At 55.6% G+C, this 17,685-nt stretch carries 26 protein-coding genes; 4 read left to right on the top strand and 22 right to left on the bottom strand.

Annotated features, from left to right (window positions below; translation table 11 throughout):
- Nucleotides 1-79: 79 nt before the first annotated feature.
- The 5 genes from ACGYK7_RS02000 to ACGYK7_RS01980 form a co-directional block, all read right to left on the bottom strand.
- Entirely contained in the window at nt 80-358 is a 279-nt protein-coding gene (locus ACGYK7_RS02000; RefSeq protein WP_394398508.1) for a hypothetical protein, read from the bottom strand.
- 72 nt (nt 359-430) lie between these two features.
- Nucleotides 431-946, bottom strand: coding sequence for a hypothetical protein (locus ACGYK7_RS01995; RefSeq protein ID WP_394398506.1), 516 nt, complete (start codon nt 944-946; stop codon nt 431-433).
- A 69-nt stretch (nt 947-1,015) separates the two neighbouring features.
- Entirely contained in the window at nt 1,016-1,528 is a 513-nt protein-coding gene (locus ACGYK7_RS01990; RefSeq protein ID WP_394398504.1) for a hypothetical protein, read from the bottom strand.
- Nucleotides 1,525-1,944, bottom strand: a complete 420-nt coding sequence (locus ACGYK7_RS01985) for a hypothetical protein (protein ID WP_394398502.1) — start codon at nt 1,942-1,944, stop codon at nt 1,525-1,527. Before ACGYK7_RS01985 ends, ACGYK7_RS01990 begins: the two co-directional genes overlap by 4 nt.
- A gap of 82 nt (nt 1,945-2,026) precedes the next feature.
- Nucleotides 2,027-2,362, bottom strand: a complete 336-nt coding sequence (locus ACGYK7_RS01980; protein WP_394398500.1) for a hypothetical protein — start codon at nt 2,360-2,362, stop codon at nt 2,027-2,029.
- A gap of 235 nt (nt 2,363-2,597) precedes the next feature.
- Here ACGYK7_RS01980 and ACGYK7_RS01975 point away from each other — a divergent pair, with 235 nt between their 5' ends.
- Nucleotides 2,598-3,113: a type II toxin-antitoxin system PemK/MazF family toxin gene (locus ACGYK7_RS01975; RefSeq protein WP_394398922.1), complete on the top strand. Its 516-nt coding sequence runs from the start codon at nt 2,598-2,600 to the stop codon at nt 3,111-3,113.
- A 377-nt stretch (nt 3,114-3,490) separates the two neighbouring features.
- On the opposite strand, the gene ACGYK7_RS01970 is transcribed toward ACGYK7_RS01975, so the two are convergent.
- Nucleotides 3,491-3,892 (bottom strand): excalibur calcium-binding domain-containing protein, encoded by a 402-nt coding sequence (locus ACGYK7_RS01970; protein WP_394398920.1) that lies wholly within the window; start codon nt 3,890-3,892, stop codon nt 3,491-3,493.
- 732 nt (nt 3,893-4,624) lie between these two features.
- Here ACGYK7_RS01970 and ACGYK7_RS01965 point away from each other — a divergent pair.
- The 3 genes from ACGYK7_RS01965 (at nt 4,625) to ACGYK7_RS01955 (ending at nt 5,988) form a co-directional block, all read left to right on the top strand.
- On the top strand, nt 4,625-4,990 hold the full coding sequence (locus tag ACGYK7_RS01965) for a hypothetical protein (protein WP_394398498.1): 366 nt from the start codon (nt 4,625-4,627) through the stop codon (nt 4,988-4,990).
- A 15-nt stretch (nt 4,991-5,005) separates the two neighbouring features.
- Nucleotides 5,006-5,362: a Rap1a/Tai family immunity protein gene (locus ACGYK7_RS01960; RefSeq protein WP_394398496.1), complete on the top strand. Its 357-nt coding sequence runs from the start codon at nt 5,006-5,008 to the stop codon at nt 5,360-5,362.
- A gap of 86 nt (nt 5,363-5,448) precedes the next feature.
- The gene (locus ACGYK7_RS01955; RefSeq protein ID WP_394398494.1) at nt 5,449-5,988 is read left to right on the top strand and encodes a hypothetical protein; all 540 of its coding nucleotides are present in this window, start codon (nt 5,449-5,451) and stop codon (nt 5,986-5,988) included.
- 21 nt (nt 5,989-6,009) lie between these two features.
- On the opposite strand, the gene ACGYK7_RS01950 is transcribed toward ACGYK7_RS01955, so the two are convergent.
- The 16 genes from ACGYK7_RS01950 to ACGYK7_RS01875 all read right to left on the bottom strand — a co-directional run bounded on the left by ACGYK7_RS01950 (nt 6,010) and on the right by ACGYK7_RS01875 (nt 17,649).
- The gene (locus ACGYK7_RS01950) at nt 6,010-6,342 is read right to left on the bottom strand and encodes a hypothetical protein (protein WP_394398492.1); all 333 of its coding nucleotides are present in this window, start codon (nt 6,340-6,342) and stop codon (nt 6,010-6,012) included.
- Between the two features lie 2 nt (nt 6,343-6,344).
- Nucleotides 6,345-8,873 carry a hypothetical protein gene (locus tag ACGYK7_RS01945; protein WP_394398490.1) on the bottom strand — a complete coding sequence of 843 codons (2,529 nt, stop codon included), beginning with the start codon at nt 8,871-8,873 and terminating at the stop codon, nt 6,345-6,347.
- Complete coding sequence (locus ACGYK7_RS01940) at nt 8,870-10,597, bottom strand: hypothetical protein (protein ID WP_394398488.1); 1,728 nt, start codon at nt 10,595-10,597, stop codon at nt 8,870-8,872. The genes ACGYK7_RS01945 and ACGYK7_RS01940 overlap by 4 nt, the downstream gene beginning before the upstream one ends.
- Nucleotides 10,597-10,989, bottom strand: a complete 393-nt coding sequence (locus tag ACGYK7_RS01935) for a hypothetical protein (protein WP_394398486.1) — start codon at nt 10,987-10,989, stop codon at nt 10,597-10,599. The genes ACGYK7_RS01940 and ACGYK7_RS01935 overlap by 1 nt, the downstream gene beginning before the upstream one ends.
- A gap of 90 nt (nt 10,990-11,079) precedes the next feature.
- Entirely contained in the window at nt 11,080-11,355 is a 276-nt protein-coding gene (locus ACGYK7_RS01930) for a hypothetical protein (RefSeq protein ID WP_394398484.1), read from the bottom strand.
- A complete protein-coding gene (locus ACGYK7_RS01925; protein ID WP_394398482.1) occupies nt 11,352-11,582 on the bottom strand; it encodes a hypothetical protein in 231 nt (76 codons plus the stop codon). Before ACGYK7_RS01925 ends, ACGYK7_RS01930 begins: the two co-directional genes overlap by 4 nt.
- Nucleotides 11,579-12,025, bottom strand: coding sequence for a DUF5681 domain-containing protein (locus tag ACGYK7_RS01920; protein WP_394398480.1), 447 nt, complete (start codon nt 12,023-12,025; stop codon nt 11,579-11,581). The genes ACGYK7_RS01925 and ACGYK7_RS01920 overlap by 4 nt, the downstream gene beginning before the upstream one ends.
- Before the next feature lie 187 nt (nt 12,026-12,212).
- Nucleotides 12,213-13,391, bottom strand: coding sequence for an AAA family ATPase (locus tag ACGYK7_RS01915; RefSeq protein ID WP_394398478.1), 1,179 nt, complete (start codon nt 13,389-13,391; stop codon nt 12,213-12,215).
- On the bottom strand, nt 13,391-13,819 hold the full coding sequence (locus tag ACGYK7_RS01910) for a hypothetical protein (protein WP_394398476.1): 429 nt from the start codon (nt 13,817-13,819) through the stop codon (nt 13,391-13,393). Before ACGYK7_RS01910 ends, ACGYK7_RS01915 begins: the two co-directional genes overlap by 1 nt.
- A gap of 103 nt (nt 13,820-13,922) precedes the next feature.
- Nucleotides 13,923-14,291: a hypothetical protein gene (locus tag ACGYK7_RS01905; protein WP_394398474.1), complete on the bottom strand. Its 369-nt coding sequence runs from the start codon at nt 14,289-14,291 to the stop codon at nt 13,923-13,925.
- 111 nt (nt 14,292-14,402) lie between these two features.
- The gene (locus tag ACGYK7_RS01900; RefSeq protein ID WP_394398473.1) at nt 14,403-14,600 is read right to left on the bottom strand and encodes a helix-turn-helix transcriptional regulator; all 198 of its coding nucleotides are present in this window, start codon (nt 14,598-14,600) and stop codon (nt 14,403-14,405) included.
- A 58-nt stretch (nt 14,601-14,658) separates the two neighbouring features.
- A complete protein-coding gene (locus ACGYK7_RS01895; RefSeq protein WP_394398472.1) occupies nt 14,659-15,237 on the bottom strand; it encodes a hypothetical protein in 579 nt (192 codons plus the stop codon).
- Between the two features lie 64 nt (nt 15,238-15,301).
- Nucleotides 15,302-15,484, bottom strand: coding sequence for a helix-turn-helix transcriptional regulator (locus ACGYK7_RS01890; RefSeq protein ID WP_394398470.1), 183 nt, complete (start codon nt 15,482-15,484; stop codon nt 15,302-15,304).
- A 73-nt stretch (nt 15,485-15,557) separates the two neighbouring features.
- Entirely contained in the window at nt 15,558-16,757 is a 1,200-nt protein-coding gene (locus ACGYK7_RS01885) for a tyrosine-type recombinase/integrase (protein ID WP_394398469.1), read from the bottom strand.
- Between the two features lie 242 nt (nt 16,758-16,999).
- Nucleotides 17,000-17,395: a PleD family two-component system response regulator gene (locus ACGYK7_RS01880; protein ID WP_394398467.1), complete on the bottom strand. Its 396-nt coding sequence runs from the start codon at nt 17,393-17,395 to the stop codon at nt 17,000-17,002.
- Nucleotides 17,396-17,469: 74 nt separating this feature from the next.
- The gene (locus ACGYK7_RS01875) at nt 17,470-17,649 is read right to left on the bottom strand and encodes a hypothetical protein (protein WP_394398465.1); all 180 of its coding nucleotides are present in this window, start codon (nt 17,647-17,649) and stop codon (nt 17,470-17,472) included.
- Nucleotides 17,650-17,685: the final 36 nt, after the last annotated feature.

Raw genomic sequence — 17,685 nt, 5'->3', positions numbered from 1 at the left:
CCCCATACAAAATTTATCTACGTTAAGTTATGAGCGCGTAGCAGGAGCTTACGCTTTATTTTACACAATGCGCGCTGAGTCAATCAGCCTTCAGCATCCTCTCCAGCCAAATCGCAGCCTCCTTGGAGAGATTCTGATTTGTCTGCCCAAGATGTGGGCGAAGCTCAATTACAACTAAAGCATCGCTTTCTTCTAACTGACTAATCAGCCATTCGCGAAATGGCTCAAGTTCCAGCTCCATTTCTAAACCGCATAGACAATCACCTAGATGCACTGCTCCCAACGCAACCATGAACTCGTCAAGATTCGCTCTAGTTTCCTCCGAAGCCGTTGAATATGATATTAAAAAAGCTGGCATGGCCGGTCTCCATATTGATCTGCTTGGCACTATCGCACGCGTAGGCTGGCACAATATTACCTGATCGTGAAGCTAAACTGATCTGGCCGTCACAGCTCCTGAAGCAGCCACCACAAGTGGCGGGTCAGCCGGGAACGAACGCAAGTCAAACCACTTGAACCGCGTTCCGTCTGCATTGCGCTGATCACCCATGACAATCTGCGGAGCGTTGACCCGATTGCGGATGAGCGCAGCTCGGAACGCCCGCAGGTCGATTAACCACCATGCCTCTAAGCCCGTCTGGTCGGCATTAGAGTGACCATAAAACATCCAATCACCGTTACCGTTAACAATTTTGGAAAGCTCTGTCTGCGCGCCAGATGCCACCGCTGAGCGTATGGTGAATTGGTAGGGGTAGCGCTGTGCGTAGCCGGGACGCCGCACCCTTGCAGCTACCCGCATGTCGCGGGCATCTAGCATCATCAAGTCGGTGGCTTGAATGTGGTCGAAAGGGTCGGCAGCAGTCTCCAAAAGATAGCCACCGATTAGCTGCTTTATCTCAGGCAAGAACCTGTCGGACCAGTTCCGGTTGTTCGTGTAGCAGTTCATTTCTGACAGCCTCCAATGCGGCCCCCACCGCGTTGCCTACGCCCCGAAAGAGAGGCGCAGGCGGGTTCGTTAGGCCTTGGCCCGAAGGTATTCGATCACGGCTTTCTGAGCGCGCGGGTACTGCTCACAGAGCAACTGGCCAGCGCAATCCTCAACACACCATTCCAGCATGGCTGCCGCATCTGTGTCTGACTTCGGCTCAAAGCAGGAAATGCGCTCTGCAAGCCACTCAATGTTCTCATCAAGCTCGCTCAACTCAGCCGGTTCAGCCCCCTGCTCATCAGGCAGTTCCTGCATCAACGCACTTCTGCTGCGCCTTGCTGCCTTCCATTTATCTAGAAGCTGTACGGCACCTGTCCTTTGGCTGGCATCCTCGTCTGGGCGTTCGCCTCTCAGCTCAACCAGTTCAAGCCTGCTGATCAGGTCCCCAACCTTATAGTTTGCCTGCTTGACGGTATGGGCAGTAGCTGCTCCGTCACCAGGCTGGTCTGGCGCATCACCCTCAAGAGACCGGATACATACGCGTAGAATGCTGCTGATGTCGTATGCATCACTGATTGCATCTGCGATTTGTGTGTTCATTTTACTGCCTCCAGTTGCGCCTTCCGTGCATTCGGCGTGGCATCCACGAGACTGGAGAGGTCACAAGCCAAGCGCTCGCTCTTAGCAATGACTTCCTGCGCCAAGGCATGTGCGGCATTGGAAGCAGGGGATGAGTTGCTTTCAGATTCGTCGATCAGCAGTTCCAGACCTTGCAACAAGCCATGTAAGAAGATTGCGTCGAATTCGATATCAGCCAGCAAAGGGGCTTTGGCCTTTCGATGTATCGGCCCACTCCCCAGTAGCGCCCAGTCAAGCGTCAGGCGATGTTTTTCGCAATAATCCATAATCTCCCGGCTTGGACCGCCGTCCGAGCTTAGGATTTTCGATGGAGCGGTATCTCCCGCGCTCTCTGCGAAATGGCTGAGGCGAAAGCGGATAACTTCGAGGTCGTTCATGGTAGTCTCCTTTGACTTAGAATGACGGGGCGTTTACCCCGCCAGTTATGCGTGCTCATGCGCGGTATCGTGGGCAATCCTCTCAACCGCGATGTGTGGGATGATCGCCGGATTGGCTGAGCACGGCCTTTAGCGCGGCGCGCAGGACGCCAATGCGGGCATAGTCAGGCTGTGCCCAATGGGTCTTGCTTTCGAGGATGGCGATTTCGCTCTGGATGCGAAGCACTTCGGGCGATGCCTGCTTTTGCTTTTCCTGCCGCGCCCTCATGGCGCGTTCATGCTTGGCATTGGCCCATGCGGCTTTCAGTGCGCGGCGCATAATCACCCGGAACCCGTACAGAGCCACATTGGCCTTGCGGACGATTTCCCAAGCGGCGGTCATAATGGCTTTGCGATTGTAGCGGGCTGCGGTGGTCATTGCTTTACTCCGTTCGCATTAATGCATATCCTGTATGCAATATGGGCGAGACTCTACCCCATGTCAATACTGTGTATGCAAAAATGATAACGGAGTATTTAAATGACGCCGGAGCAGGTAAGAATGGCCCGAGGAGCACTACGAATAGGCGTCCGGGAACTAGCCTCATTAGCGGAGGTCTCTTTTACTACCATCAGTCGGTTTGAAACTGGTAAGGGCGGCTTGCAGCATTCTAGTGCCGAGGCCATCAGGGCCGCTCTTGAAGGGCAAGGTATCCAGTTTCTACGAACCGGCGAGGTTGCAAACGGTTCAGGCATCGCCATGCAGGACAAGGGCGAATAAGTTGGCCATCAAGTACGATGTACCGCAGCGCACGGTCTTGCTGTGCGACTACAGTAGAGGCGGATTTCAGTCCCCAGAGATGGTAAAGCGGCGTCCTGCAATCGTGGTATCCCCACGCTTACGGCATCGTAAAGGCCTGCTAACGGTAGTGCCTCTCAGCACTTCACCTCCTGATCGTGTCGAGGACTACCACTGCCAGATAGAGCTGCCCTATAGCTTTCCGAATTTCCCTGAGACCAATTGCTGGGTAAAGGCGGATATGCTGGCGACAGTGAGCTTTCGTAGGCTAGACCTTTTCCGCACTGACCGTGATCACACTGGGAAACGGAAGTATCTAGCGCCTCGTATCTCTGAACATGAATTTGAAAAGGTCGTTGCCAGCCTCAAGGCCGCTTTGGGCATTCATTGAACTCGCCCGTGTCTCGTTGACCTTCCGACATACCAAGCCTATATGTATGTTGTCAGCTCGCAGAAATGCTGAGCCTCAAAACCACTCGCGTGGTAACCCCGTGAAGGCCATAACAAGCCGCACGGGGTTTTCTTTCAAACTTCTACTAAAAGCCCTCTTTTTGCTTTGAGAGAATTTCCTGCTGTCATTTATTGCACATGCAGCCTCTTGTTGAGCCGAGTGAGTGGTGGTGCTCCCCCCGTTACTCGCGAAGTTAAGTACGAAAACACCGGAAGAATGTAACACAACATCGGAAATCGAATTTCTCCGATGTTGCGATACTTTTCTGCGGTGTTTTGCTAACCAGTTTTCGGAAAAACGTTACTTTCGGTGAGCTTCTAGCAACCGCTGTAGTTCTTATTCCCGCTGGCAGTAATCGTATAAGTGCCCCCGCGCGGCCCTACATAACAACGCGAACTACTCACCCGGCGGGGGGCTGCACGTCGAACCACGGGTAGTGCTTTCCGATACAGCCGACTAGCTGCCGCTCCCCATTCACATGCCAAGCCGTCTCCATCCCCGTCTAAGTTATGGGGGTCAGTTTCTGGTCCACCGGCGGCGAGAAAAAAGCGCTGCGCTTGCGCGCTAGATGAAAAGTCGCTGCAATCTCTATCTGAAGATAACTGACCAGTCTGGCCGCGACTATAGACGCTACGGTTTAGCTGAGCGACTGAAAGTGCTCCCACATGATTGCGCGAACAGTGAGCGACGCCCCGTGCACCCAATTCGGCCTCCACCATCATTTTTGCCCGATAGCTAGTTACTGCCGACATGTATGTTGCGCAAAGGGTCGCCGTACTAGCACTTGCTAACTGGGCCGAAAACGCGGCTGAACGTTGTGCATCTGGCGGACTTACCTTTGTCGCAGGGGAACACGCGGCCAAGGAAACGGCTATCAGAGGAATTAAGAAAATGTTCTTCAATGCTACTACTCCAAAAAAAAACGTACAAACTTGAATGTTCGCGTTCAAGTAGTGACATCTATAGTTGTGTCTAGCACCAACTTTTTACCCAGCCTTCCTAGACATACTCGCCTGAGAAAAATTGTTGCGGAATCGCACATGTCCGGGGAAGGTGAATGTGGTCTCACCGTCACATCGCACAAAACCCGATGTTAATGCCTATTGCGCACCGGGCAACTGCTCGGGAAAGGAGGTGATGTCTCGTGGCCAAGAAGTGCGGTTGTAAAACCAAACCGACAGGTCGGAAGACGGTGAAAGTGGCTACCCACAAACGCCGTCCTCCGCGCAAGAACTGTAAATAACAGTTTGAGCATATGAGAAGACGGTGAGGCTGCAATCGCTAGCAATCAGCGCCAACCGATACCACTGAATCAGACAGCCACCGTCCGGTCAACAACTCTTAGACTTTAGCGCCTCCAACTAGTTCGATAAACCACAAGCTCCTCTTGGCTGAACCACCACTACCCAGCTAAGCTTTGCATATTGGGTATTGCTTTGAAGGATTAAACCATGGGTTCCGCAGAAGATTATTTTGAGGCTTTAGAGAAGGCTGACGAAGTCTATAACCGCCAGATTGCCGAATTGGATCGGGCTGATCCGGACTATTGGTCGGACATGCACCATTTCATGGCCGTGCGAGAGGTTTCGGCAGAGCTAAATAGCATGAGTGATCGGGGCGATGTTCAGAATTACCTCGGTTTCATTGCCAGAACCAATGTAAACACCGTCAAGAGCAACCTGGATACACAGCTTATTCTGCGAATTATCTATGAATTGCAGACAGATTTAAAAAGAATGCAGAAGCGGCAGAGCTACACTTTGATTTTGACCTCAGTGCTGACGGGCGCGATCATCGCCCATCAACTTCTTAACTAGAAGCAGAATCTTAAGATGACAAAAGTAAGGATATTCACTCTGATTCTCGGATTGCTCGGAAGCCAAGCTTCCAGCCAGAATGTGACCGGGAATGTACTTTATGAAGCATGCGATGATGGACAGCCTGTAGCAATCGGGTATTGCTCAGGCTATCTGGTAGGACTTTGGGAAGGTTTGGCTCTAGGAGCGACTATCAGTGCGAAACAAGGGAGCGGCAGCATAAATGTTGGTGCCTGCCCACCACCCGACGTCACGTTTACCCAGGCGCGCGACATTGCGATCAGATATTTGCAGAATAACCCTCAATCGAGGCACCAAGATGCAAGGTTGTTGCTGCTCGATGCCTATCGGACCGCTTTCCCTTGCAGCTGAGGTTATTTCCCATACCGGCTCTAAACCTTCTCTCATTCTAACAGGGCACTAACTAACCTCAACAACACGGACCAAGAGTTCCTTACATGCGCACTGATGAGCCGACTAGTTCTGAAATTGCTAACGCCACGTTTATACTATCCGAGGACGACTATCGAGCTATCGGCACAGCAGTTGCGTGCCTCTCGTGGCTGGAAACCATTTTGGGCAATGCTATCCTTGCAAGTGAAATAGGTATAGAAACTGTACTAGCTGAAAGCGAACACTCCAAGAAGTTCCAATCAGTAGCAAAGAAGTCCTTCTTCAAGAGGGTTAAAGCTATCGGGCGATGCATCGAACAAAAGGGCATAGCAAAGAAGGCCGCAGAGACCTTTGAGCATAACCTTACTGAGGTGCTAAAATGGCGGAACTTTCTTTGCCACGCATCCTTCAAAAAACTTCCGGATGGCCGAGTACATGGCGTTTTCTGGGACCGAGAATCCTTTGATGAGAATTCCGCCCCAATCGTGCGAACCTTCTCTGCCGTTGAACTATTCAAAGTGGCACAATCAGCCACTGAGCTATCTAAGTGGCTACTTGAAGAGTTTGGCACGCTAAGCAAGACTTCCAACAAATGCACTGATTAAATGAACTAGTTAGATAAGCGGTCAATTTGTCCAACCGCTATTAGAGGGCCTAGCTTCATCGGCATCTGTAGGCATCAAGAACTGACTGATAACTCCTTCAAACCCCGTTTCTAGCTCATACTCTAGCATGCGAAGCGCTAGCGCATGGAACCATAGGTAGCTTGCCTCCGACCTTGTTGCCCGCTCCACCGTAGTGTCGAACTGCGTGGCGTAGTTCGTATAATCAGCATCATCTTCTAAACTGGGAATCTCGCTGTGATAACGGGCCATCAGACGACAGTGATAGGGGCCAGTGCGTTCAGACCCGAAGAATGTCAGCACGTTCTTTGCTTTCTTTAGGCTTAGCTCCTGCATGATCAGTCCTCTGCCCCGAGTGCCGCGCCGGTCCCAGCAAAGTAAGGAGCAAGGCGGCTGCGTGTTTCCGGGGTGATCTTCACTGTCTTAGGGTCGCTGAGAAGCATCTTGAACAGCTCTGCATCCTCTACTGCATCCATCAACATCTGCTCAGCTTTGTCGTTCTGCAATCGACCCAAAAGGCGCTTCACTTGACTCGACGCCATTTGAGCAGTTTGTAGCGATGCTCCATTATCACCGAGGTTAGCCCCGAAGTTTGCGGCCCAAATACGGGCGGCGTTCTCTATTAGGCGGTTCGGGGAGGCAGCCGACAGGCTGCCAATATCCGGCGTCTGACCCTTTGCTTTACCAACCCTGCCAAGCTCATCAGCAATAGTGGCCAAACGCTGGAACTCATCAGGCTCTAAAACAGTGGAAAGCGCCTGTTTAGTCTCTGGATCAGCTAGCGCGGAAAGCATCTTGTCGCCGTCCATCTTCGTAGTAGCTCTCAGGTGATCAAGAAAAGAACCCTTAAGACCTGCCATAGCCTGCCCAGTTGGGTCTTTGCGCGCGGTTCTTGCCAGTTCCCGCGCGGCTGACGAGGGTCGCTGCGCGCTGAATACTGCCTGCGCTGCCTTATTGCTTGGCGCTTCCTCAAACCCGGCCCTCACTGACGCGTTGCTATCAATCGACTTTAGCGCAGCATTGCCGCGTTGTGCAGCCCGCTGCGCGCCCTCAGCCATTTGGATGGACCCTGCAAGCTCGTCTCGCATGCCCGGAATGGCCTCTAGTGCAGGGTCAAAGCGGCGCATGAACGAGCGAGCTGCGCTATCACGATACTGCCCCCCGCTGAAGACATTCGCATTGAACTTGCCTGCCATGAAGTCTCGCAGGGCATTTTCTGTGGAATCGATGTCCGCTGCGCGCATTACGCCTTCTGCACCAACCTTGGCCTTTACGCCGCCTGTTCCCATGATCGATTGCAGAGCGGCTTGAGGGTCTACGCGGTCGCCACCAGTAATGGAACGCTTAAGAACGCTGCCAACTGGGCCTTGCCCGAAGACCTCATGCATCTCTCGGCTGAAAGCTCGGGCAGTGTCGATGGCCTGCCCCACTTCAGAACTACCGCCACCGGCCCCCAGATCATCTAGGATCGCCTCTGCAACGCTGTTCGCCATAGCTGCTTGCCGCTTGTTAGGTACAGGGCGCGCCATAGCCTCACGGGCCGTCTGGCGTAGCTCTGAGTACAGCGCATGCAGTTCGCTGACGCTTTCAACATCCCCAAAACCGTTTGGCCCGTCAAAGTAAGTCAGGATATCTTGCGGGATATGTTTGCGGCTTGGCCCCGGTGTTTCCTCGATGATTGCTCTCGCGGCTCTTTGAGCGCCCAGCGTATCAATCTGGGTACCATGTGGTACCCGCGCCCAGAGGTCACGCTCTGTTGCCAAAGCCTCTGCTTCTGCATCTAGGAGGTTGGCGACAACGGTTTGGCTGTTTTCAGCCTCTGTGCGCCTCACTGAAGGCCTTGCATCAAGGTCTCGCTGTGTCGCCCTCTGAATCATCCCCTTGATGCTCTCTCGGGCCTGTCCTCGCCGCTGAGCGAAGAACCGTTGTGCTTCGGCTGGGTCGCCACCCATCCCGCTTATTGTCTGGCCAGCGGTTTCCTGTGATTGCGTTGCACGAGCCGCCAAACGCTCGCGCAAGTTCGGGTTCATGCGCGCGGCTTCCTGCTCGATTGCAAGCATGTTGGGGTCACCGGTCATCTGGGCAGGAGTTAAGCCAAGCTCGCCGGGTTGAATGCGCTGAGCGAGTTCGCGTGCGCGGTCCTCACCCCCAGCGAGGTCTTGCATACGTGCCTTAGCAACTTCGCGACCGCCAGCTTCGGTGTAAGGCAATGCAGCCCGCTTCACAGTCCCTACGGCCTTGCGCGTGAGCGTCGTGGTCGGGGAGGCCCTAACTATGCCCGGAATGGCCGCCGTAGCGCCGCCGCCTGCGATGCCAGCCAGCATTTGCGCCATTGGGCCTGCCCCTGCTTCTTTCGCCAAGTCTGCGGACCCTTGTGCAGAACCGCCAGCAATCAATTCGCCGATCAAACCGCCTGTCGTAGACATAGATTTGGCTGCGTCTTTTCCGACCATCCCTAACAGCCCCGGCATTCTAGCCGCCGCCTGCATTGCACCAAGCCCCAGAGGGGCTGCGCCTGCCGCGTTACCAGAGCCACGGGCGAAAGAGTTGACCAGACTGTCAGGCTCGCCTTGCGCTACATTGATCCCGCCCGCCTCCATGGCTGCTTCAAGCCCGGTAACAGCCGACCCTGTGCCGTCTTCGAATGGGTTGAGGCTGTGTGGGACATCAAACGGGTTCAGCAGGTCTACCGCTCCACCCAGCGCCTCCGCGATACCCTTGTTCACGTTGCCCATGAACGTCTGACGCGGTTCGAAGCTATCGGCAATTTCTGTGATCGCCGCCTCCTGATCCTGCGGCGACATATCGAGGAATGCCCGGTCAACTTCGACCTTCCGGCCTTCGACTTCCAGTGTGACTGTGTTCATTCCACGATCCTCCACTTCACGCCGCCGCTGGTCGTCTGGCTTTCGCCTGAACCGAATGCACCGGACATTGCATCGATCCGGGCAAGCGCCGCATCCAATGCCGCTGCGCGCTTCTCGTATTCCTGACGATTGGCCGGTGTTTGGCGGCGGTTTAGACTCTCACTGACTGATCGCGCTTCTGTCTTGATGCTCGTGCGTAGGGCGCTCAGCTTTGCTTGCGCTGAGGAGGCACCTTCAAACAACTCGCCGGGACGTGGTTGCAACTCTTGCAAGGCCTTCATGATGATAACTGGGGGCTGGCGCTGATAGCCGTTCGCCAAATCAGAGAGAATGTTCTCATTCAGGGCATTGAAATTGCGGGTGACCTTCTCAACCTCGGGGAAAGGCTGATCCATTCCCATCGCATCAGTCACTGCATTTGCAGCGCCTTTGATTTTGCCTTCAATCCCGAATGCATCCTCAGCGTTGCTGCCGACATCGATAGGGCTGAACCCATCCTGCGGCGCACTCATGCTTCCGGGTGCAGGCTGAGGGACAGGGGCGGTTGGCAGAGGCTGGGCCGGAGGCTGACCTTGACCCGCTGTGCCGCCGACAATCTGGCCTGTACCTTTATCAACCACCACCGCCGTGCCATCCATCGGGTCGCGAGAAACGACGAAGCGCCCGTCAGCAACCCCGACCGCTTGCGTTCGGTCCAATCCAGTTTCCATCAAGCGGCCAATCTGTTCCTCTTTGGCGCTCAAGTCGCCCCCGCCGGTAGCGGCCTTGTAAATATCGCCTCCACCTACAACCCCGGCATCGAATGCATGAAGTTGCTCGGGCGCATTCTGGGCTACCCACTGCCGCATGCGCTCTCGACGCATGGCCTCAGCCTGTTCTTTCTGTCGGCGATCCGCGTTCTGGGCATCAAGCCGCTGCTGCTGTAGCGCCTGATCCTGTTCGAAACCTCGCTCTTGCGACCGGGTATCGCGGCGGCCCTGCATACGCCCCATAGCGGCGTTGTAGACACCTGAATTGTTAATTCCCTGCATACTGGCCAATCCAGCGCGGATGCTGTCGGCACGGTCGGGGGTGATGTTCTTGAAAAGCATACCGAGCAGGCCACCAACCTGATCCTCGGTCCTCGCGAATTTGCTTAGAAGTCCGCCTGATTCCGCCATTGTATCTGCTCCGCTTCCGCCCACCGCTGTTGTGATGCCGCCACTGGCTGTAGGCCGACCAACTGGGGCTTTGCCAATTGCTGCCATAGCGTCATTGGCGATGGCTTGGTTTTCATTTGGTTTGTGAACGTGGCCCGGTTCGCCATGGTAAGCTTCACGTAGCCATCCAGCGGCGTTAGCGCCTTTTCCGCCTGCGCCCCATACTGCCGGGGTTCCAAAGCCAACGTGCAGGGAGCCGGGCTGCATATACCCATCGCCAGCCCCAATGCCTGTTACCCCGTTGGCTTTTGCCTGCCGCACGAAGTCTTGAAATATGGGCTGGTGATCCGGGTTTGCCCAATCCAGCCGCTTCCCGTCCTTGCGCAGGAACACGTCTGCTGCGTCGCCGTGGTCGTGACGGGTAGACCCTACGCGCGGCTTACCTGATCCCTTGCCGGGCTGACCGCCTGAGAACACTTCCAGCTCAAGACCCAATTCAGGCATGAAGGAAAGCGCGGTCAGAAGATCCTCAGAAAGCGGCTGGCTCCTCACCGCGCCTTGGTTTGCGTAGCGCAGCCAGCCCATTATTTTCTGCCTCGAAAAAGGTTGCCAATTGCTGACAGCTTGCCACCGCCTTCGAACTTATCGCCCGACTTACCCATGCCACCGCCGTCGAACATATCTTTGATGTTGCTGTAGCCCCTGAACCCACCGGAAAAGGTGGAGCCGGACGCGCCCGGCCCTCCACCGTCGATCATATCAATAACGTTGTTGAAACCACCGAAGTCGGGTTGCTCCTGAGGCTGCACTTGGTTGGCCATCAACTGCTGGAGTGCGTCGAACAACGCCGGGTTGCTTTGCTGTAACGCCGCCATGCCTTGGCTGTTGAACGCCGAGGAATTGTAACGTGAGTTAAGGCCGGTAGCCCGGTTTCCACTAGGCGCGTTATGCCCTGCGATCATATTCAGTAGCCCCATCACGCTTCCTTTCGGCATTACACTTGCGGTATTATAGTACCTCATTTGGCGCATCACTGCACCCCCTGTTTGCGTCCGTTGCACTATTTTTCAGCCCTCACCTATGCGTTTTCCGTGTTTGGCGACGTGATCCATGACCTCGGCCATGCACCCAGCAAACAGCACCTCTAGTCCTGCCGCTGTAACGCATTCTTTGACCTCCACTTGCGTCGATGGATTTAGCCCCTCACTTGCTCGAAAGTCCGCAAGCGCCTCGGCTCTCTGCGCCTCTCCCCATTCTTTAGGCAGACGAACAATCGCACTAAGCCCGGCGACTGATTTGCCTTCCAGCGCCTCAATGCGCCGCGTGATCCCAGTACGGTTCATTGTGTGATTTCCTGCTCCATGATCCGGCGCTCAAAGGCACCTTTGGTCTCACCCGGAAGGCTCAACAGTTCTTTGCTAATGCCAACCCGATGGCCCCGATACTGACCCGTCGAAAGCGGGCCATCTGGAGAGGGCACAAAAAACTCAGTCACGACAGAAGTGATCGTATCGACACCTGTCCCGGCCTTGGTTTCGAGGTCTGTTACCCTACGGTTCTGCATTCTCATTTCGCTGTCTCCAGTGCTGTGATGCGTCGTTCAATTTCTGTGGTTTCCAAAGTGCGGCGGAACTGCTCGACCACCGCCATGACGGATGCGGCTTCCAATGGGGTCACCTCGCCATCGGCGATAGCATTGAGGATGGCCCGTCCGGCCTTGGCAGCATCCTCTGCCGTTTCGATGTTCGGCAAGTCGAACGATACGGGCGCATCCTTCCGAGCCGGGGCGATCCGGTCGAGACAAAGGCGCAGTGCTGTCACGTCGCCCTCAAGCGCCTTGTCGATGGCTTTCTGTGTTAGCGCCTCCTGCTGCCCGTCCAGCATAGCTTCAATAGCCTGTGTGACCTTGTGGCGCGCGCCTCGTGGCCTGCCGGGGTTGCCGGGGGCAAATGTACCGTCCGGATTGCGCTCATCCGTTTTCGCGCCGTTGTTACGGTTGTTGCTTTTGCTCATATCGCATGCCCTTTCTGAGAATGTGTGCAGGGTCTGGACCCGGTGATTTGCGTCACCACCTCGCGAGAACCAACTGAGCGCGTGACCACCCCCTCCCCCCCTTTAGGGGGAGGGGTGGTGACGCAGTGGTTTTGGGGGGTGTTTGCGTCACCTTGCGTCACCTGCTTTTTAGGGGTGGTGACGCACATCATTCGGTAGCCCACTCGCCGACTTCAATCGTCGGAACTGGCTTCCTGATGGGGCCGGTTTTAGTCCCCTTCACCAGCGCGCCCGAATGTAGCCACGCCTCGATCATCTTCTTGATCCGACGCTTGTCCTTCCCAGCATCCAGCCCCAAGACATCGGCAACAATGACCCCGGCCCAATCTTTGCCAGCCTGATCCGAGTATCGCGGTTGCTTACCCTCAATGGCATGCTGTACTGCCAATAGGTCCTTGCTAGTGAAGCCGTCGAAGGTATCCGGCCACTCCCAAGCTTCAGCCACGCCGACACTTTCACCGTTCGCCAGTTCGACCGAAACCATGCGCCGCCATGTGCGCTTTCCCACGGGTGCGAGGTTGGACTTGTCGCGGGTCACAGTGAAATAGGTGGTCAGGTCATCGGGCTGAATGCCCGCCTGCTCTCTCTCGTCCGCTGTCATGCGGTTGAGAACCCGCCCTGACCGTGCAGCCGCCAGAAGCGCAGAGCCGCCTCTGCTGTCTTCTGAGGTGGCCTCTACGCCGTTGGTCTTGCGCGTATGGTGAACCAGTTCAATCGCACAGTTGCACCGGTCGGCAAGACGCGCCCACTCTTTGGCAATCAGATCAATCGCAACGTTATCGTTTTCGCCCGCCTGATGGGAGGACACGAACGGGTCAACGACCATCACATCAATCTGCCGTTCATTGATTTCCCGCGCCAGCGCTTCGATTTCAGGCTTCACGATGACGACGCCCTCGCGAGACTGCACCGCCGTGCAAAGCTCTCGCTCGCGCCCGGTATCGACGAACAAGCGCCCTTCGACCTCATCAGGGCGCACGTCATGGTACTGCATAGCTGCTGTGATCCGCAGGTTCATCTCGTCGCGCGGGTCTTCGAGGTTGTAGAGCCAGACGTTCAAACCCTTGGCTGTCCACTCCCCCAGCAACTCACGCTCAGAGACCATCGCCAGCCCCTCAACGATGGTCAGGGATGACTTTCCCACGCCACCGGGGGCGACGGTGACCGCGACCTGCTTACGAAGAAGGTGCCGCCCATAGATCCATGGGCGGCGAGGCAGGCTATTAGGGTCCTGCCAGATGAAAGGCGTCGGCAAGCGGTCTGCACCGGACGGGTGTTCCGCCCGGTGCTGATCTAGCTGCACTGCCATTGCTGTGAAATCGCGCATCAAGCTGCCAGCCTCCCTTGCACAAAGTCGAGGAAGGCCGCTTGGCGCTCGTATGGCATCGCCTTGAAGCTGGCGAGACAATAGGCCTCCCGCTCATCAGGCGCAGCCATATCGGCCCAGAATGCCGCCTCATCCATGTAGTTGAACAAAGGGGCGATTGGCTGGCCCGCACCTACGGCGACAGCTGCTTCGGCGGCAGACTGGGCATGATGCGTTGGCAGCGCCCTTAGCGCTACGTAGGCCAAAGCCACCCGCTCACGCACATTGAGGCGAGCGCGCAGAATGGATGCAAGGCCAAGCCATGCGTCGAGATCATCAAGCTGCAAGCAATAGCCCAGAGACCGGGATACGCTTTCGAGGCGGCTGGCGGTGCGGTTGACCGAGGCGCTATGGCCCCGGTCGTTCGCGGGCATATGCAACCCGTCCATTACACGCCCTCCCCGTAGTGCAGGCCAGCCACAAGGCGGGCTTGAGTTGCGGTCAGGCCATAGAGGCGCTGCAAGCGGGCAATCTGGATTTTGAGGGCCATAATCAAGCTGCACCCCCGTCGATCCGGCGAACTGTCCCGTTCAGGAAATAGACCCCAAATTTGGCCCGGTCGGTCGCGGTGTCGTTGGAATACATCTCCTTCGTGATCGGCACCCCATAGTCGCGGCGAAGAATGCACACCCGGTCCGAGATGCGCACCGGGCTAGCGCAGTAAACAGGCTGCTGGATCAGCGCATCGAGGATGATCCGGTTGCCCTTCGCTAAGGTGAAGGTCTTGGTCTTCCCGTCTTCGCTGACGACTTCATAGCGCGCCGGGGCGGTGCCTTTGGGCATGTCGCTCCAACGCTCTACTCGCAGGGCATTTGCCGGGGGTTTGTCAGCCGGGATGAAGTTCTTAGTGATAATGCTCATACATTCAGTCCTTGAAGTTTGGACCAAGCGCAGCTAACATTTGGGAGTCCGCCAAGACCGTCAAATGACTAGCACCCCTGCTTGATCCTCTGGATTGGGCGGGGGTTTGCATTAAGCGGCTGTTCTGATTTTCGCGTCGATATAGCGATCCAATTCGGAGCGCCGAATGCGGGTAGAGCCACCCATTTTCACGAATTCTAGATTGCCAGCTTTCCATTCCCTATAGAGAACGGCACGGCTTTCGCTGGTGTACGCTACGGCCTGTGCGATACTCAGCAAGCGAGGCGTGATGTTGTCTTGTGTCTGCATGTGTGTCGCTCCATTCATATGTGCGACACTCAATCTACTCACATTTCAAACTTGTGCATCAAGGAGGTGGGTCTAAAAGCTCGGGGAACTTTTTCCTAAGTTTCTCCATAGTCTTATCGCCGTGCTTCCGGAAAGCATTCCGTACCGTGTCGGGGCTGACCCTCCTACCAGTTCTCTTTGTTTCCTCGGCAGCTACCTCATAGAAAAGGGAAAGCTGTTTGATTAGGTTGCCGTTCAGCCTTGCCTCAAGAAGCATCGCGACGACCTTGTTCGAACGACGGAGTTCTGCGTCGAGGGTTCGGTTCACTTTCCGAGTGGGGGATTTTCCCTTTCCACCTTCGAGATTAAATGCGTGACCGAGTGAAAGGTCACTTTCAGGATTTCGGTAGGCTCCCCAGCCCTCCGCAAGCCTTTGTGCAAGTTCGCGAGGTATAGTGACCGTATCTTCGCGCCATGCCTCAATTGGATAGGCTTCCTTAAGGTCTTCATGGGTCATCCCCGCTTCGAACGCGCTGAAAGTCGACCAAAGCACTTCAAATGCGACATGCTCTTTTGACGCCTCTCCTTTTTCCACCCGCTCCAATAGCTGAGATATTCTAGCGCTAAGGACTTCTTTGTACTTCTGGAAATCAGCCATGCGAGTTTTCCGTGATCATTTCGCCAACATTATTCATTATGACGCCCCCCTTATCTCGGCTTCCTCAATCTGACGATGAACGCCCGTCAATCCAGCTATCCACTACGCTCTGCCGCCAACCAATGGCACGAACACCCAACTTGGTAGCCCTCGGAAAATCATCCCGTCCCATCATGCGGTAAATTGTAGACCTGCTGAGACCTGTCACCTCCTGTACGTCCCGGCAGCGTAGAATTTTATCAGTCATTGCTTTCTCTTTCTTAAATGAATGATGCCATTCATACCGGCACATGGTTTCCACAGGATTTAAAATACGGGAATTAGGCAATTTTAATCACCTTGCTGGCGTTCTTGCCGGTAACGTGGTCCGCCCAGCGCGACATCAGCGGACGGCGGCGCTCAAGCAAGTCCGTCCGGCGGTAGGACCGCTTGACCTTGTTGCCATCGACATGCGCCAATGACGTTTCAACAACCACTTCGGGTACGTCGGTGGTTTCTTCGCACCAAGTCTTGAAGCTTGATCGGAACCCATGCGGACGAGCCTCTAACCCCTGCCGCTCCATATGGCGGCTCATCGCTGCATCCGAAATCACTCCTTTCCGAGCACCGGGGAACAGGTATCCATCCCGCGCCAGCGGCTTCGCCAGCTCTATTACAGCGAGAGCCTCTTTCGATAGCGGCACTCGAAAATCGGTTACGGCCCCGACCTGCCCTTTCATGTTATCTTCGGGTACGGTCCATACGTCGCCTTCAATTTGATCCAAATGACAAAAGCGAACTCCATATGACCGAACCGTTGTCAGGATCAGCAAACGCAATGCAAGATGGGTGGGCGTCTGTTCAACAAGGCTCTTGTAAAAGGCTGGCACCTCTGGCCAAGGCATATAGGGAATGTTCTTTGCTTTGTGACGCGACTTCCCCAGAAGCGCCTTCGCTTTCATGATTGCCTGAAGATCCACATTGAGACCCATCGCCGCTGCATGCTCAAGCGTGATGTTCAGCCGGTTCATGGCTTTGCGGGCCGTATCCGCCTTCTCATGCCAGATAGGTTCCAAGGCGGTTTTGATATCCTGCTGGTCGATTTCCTCGACAGGAACCTTCCCAATCTTAGGAAGCACATGCAGTTCGAGCGGGGAAAACCAGCGACCAGCCTTGCCGTCACCCTTAAGCTGCGACTTGCGAGATTCGAACGCCTCGCGAGCAACTGAAGCCAGCGTGTGATCCCCCCTCTCCGCTAGCCGTCGCTGCCGGTCACGCTCTTTAATCGGGTCTTTGCCCTCTCGGACCACCGCCCGCCACTTCTCTGCCGCCGCTCTCGCTTCTTTCAAGGAAACAGCCTGAAGGTTGCCAATGCCCATCTCACGCCGACGTCCGTGAACTGTAACGCGCAGTACCCACTGAGCGCCGCCATCTTCACGCTTTACCAGCCAAAGCCCTCCCCCGTCTGAGTACTTGCCGGGAGGGGCCGTTCTGACCTTGGCCGAAGAAAGCTTGTTCAATGCCGCCAATTTTCTATCCACCTCTCAATCCACCCCTACATATAGCATGGCATGACATAGGATGAAACAGGCTGAGACAACCAAACACCTTAGAAACAGTGACTTGGTGAAATATCGAAACAGGCTGACACTAGATGAGACGTCAGTTCAATGCCTCTCCTGGGCACCATATTCCCCGACAAATGATTGACTGTAGATCAGGCCTTAAACGGCCCCGACGCCCTACCCCTCGGGGCGCTGCGAGCCGCCGGCCTCGAACTGCCCTATTGGACGCGGACACCCGCATTTTGCAGGCAAAGCTGTAGCCGCGTGGCAAGCTCAGCCAAGCTGAAAGGCTTTTTCAGACAATCGCTTGCCCCCGCCGCCAAAGCGCGGCGCAGCAGATCGGCGTCTTTCCGGGTCGAGATCATGACGACCGGGATGCCCCGATAGAACGGCAAGCCCCTGACCTGGCTACAAAACTCAAGCCCATCCATCGCGGGCATCATGAAATCGGTGATGATCACATCCGTCGCGATCCGCTCCTTCGCCAGCACGGCCAGAGCTTGGGCGGGGCAGCCATAATCCGCCACGCAGGAAAACCCGACCTCAGCGAGGGAGGCTTGAATGAACTGACGCGCAATTTCAGAATCGTCGATAACGATAGCATTCCAGTTCATCGCATTTCGCCCTACACTTAAAGTCACGCCCCGAGGGTCACCGTATGGCGCGAGACTTAACATGACGTGAACGCTTAAATGCGTCTGCCGACGAACATCGCCGAGTCGGAACGCACGCAGGCGATCTCACCCCTTTGCCAGATAAGCTCTCCCTGCGCGGTCGCGTATTTGCCCATGCTGACGCAGGCGGTGATCGGGGTGATTTCGGTAACGGCTTGGGCGGCGTCGAAACTGTTGCTGAACTGAATGGACATGGCTTGTGCTCCTGAGTTGACTTGCCTCAACCTTCA

Source organism: Sulfitobacter sp. 1A15299 (assembly GCF_043556915.1).
Lineage (GTDB): Bacteria > Pseudomonadota > Alphaproteobacteria > Rhodobacterales > Rhodobacteraceae > Sulfitobacter.
Note: the sequence above shows the minus strand (reverse complement) of the source record. Positions and strands in the feature narration are given on the sequence as shown.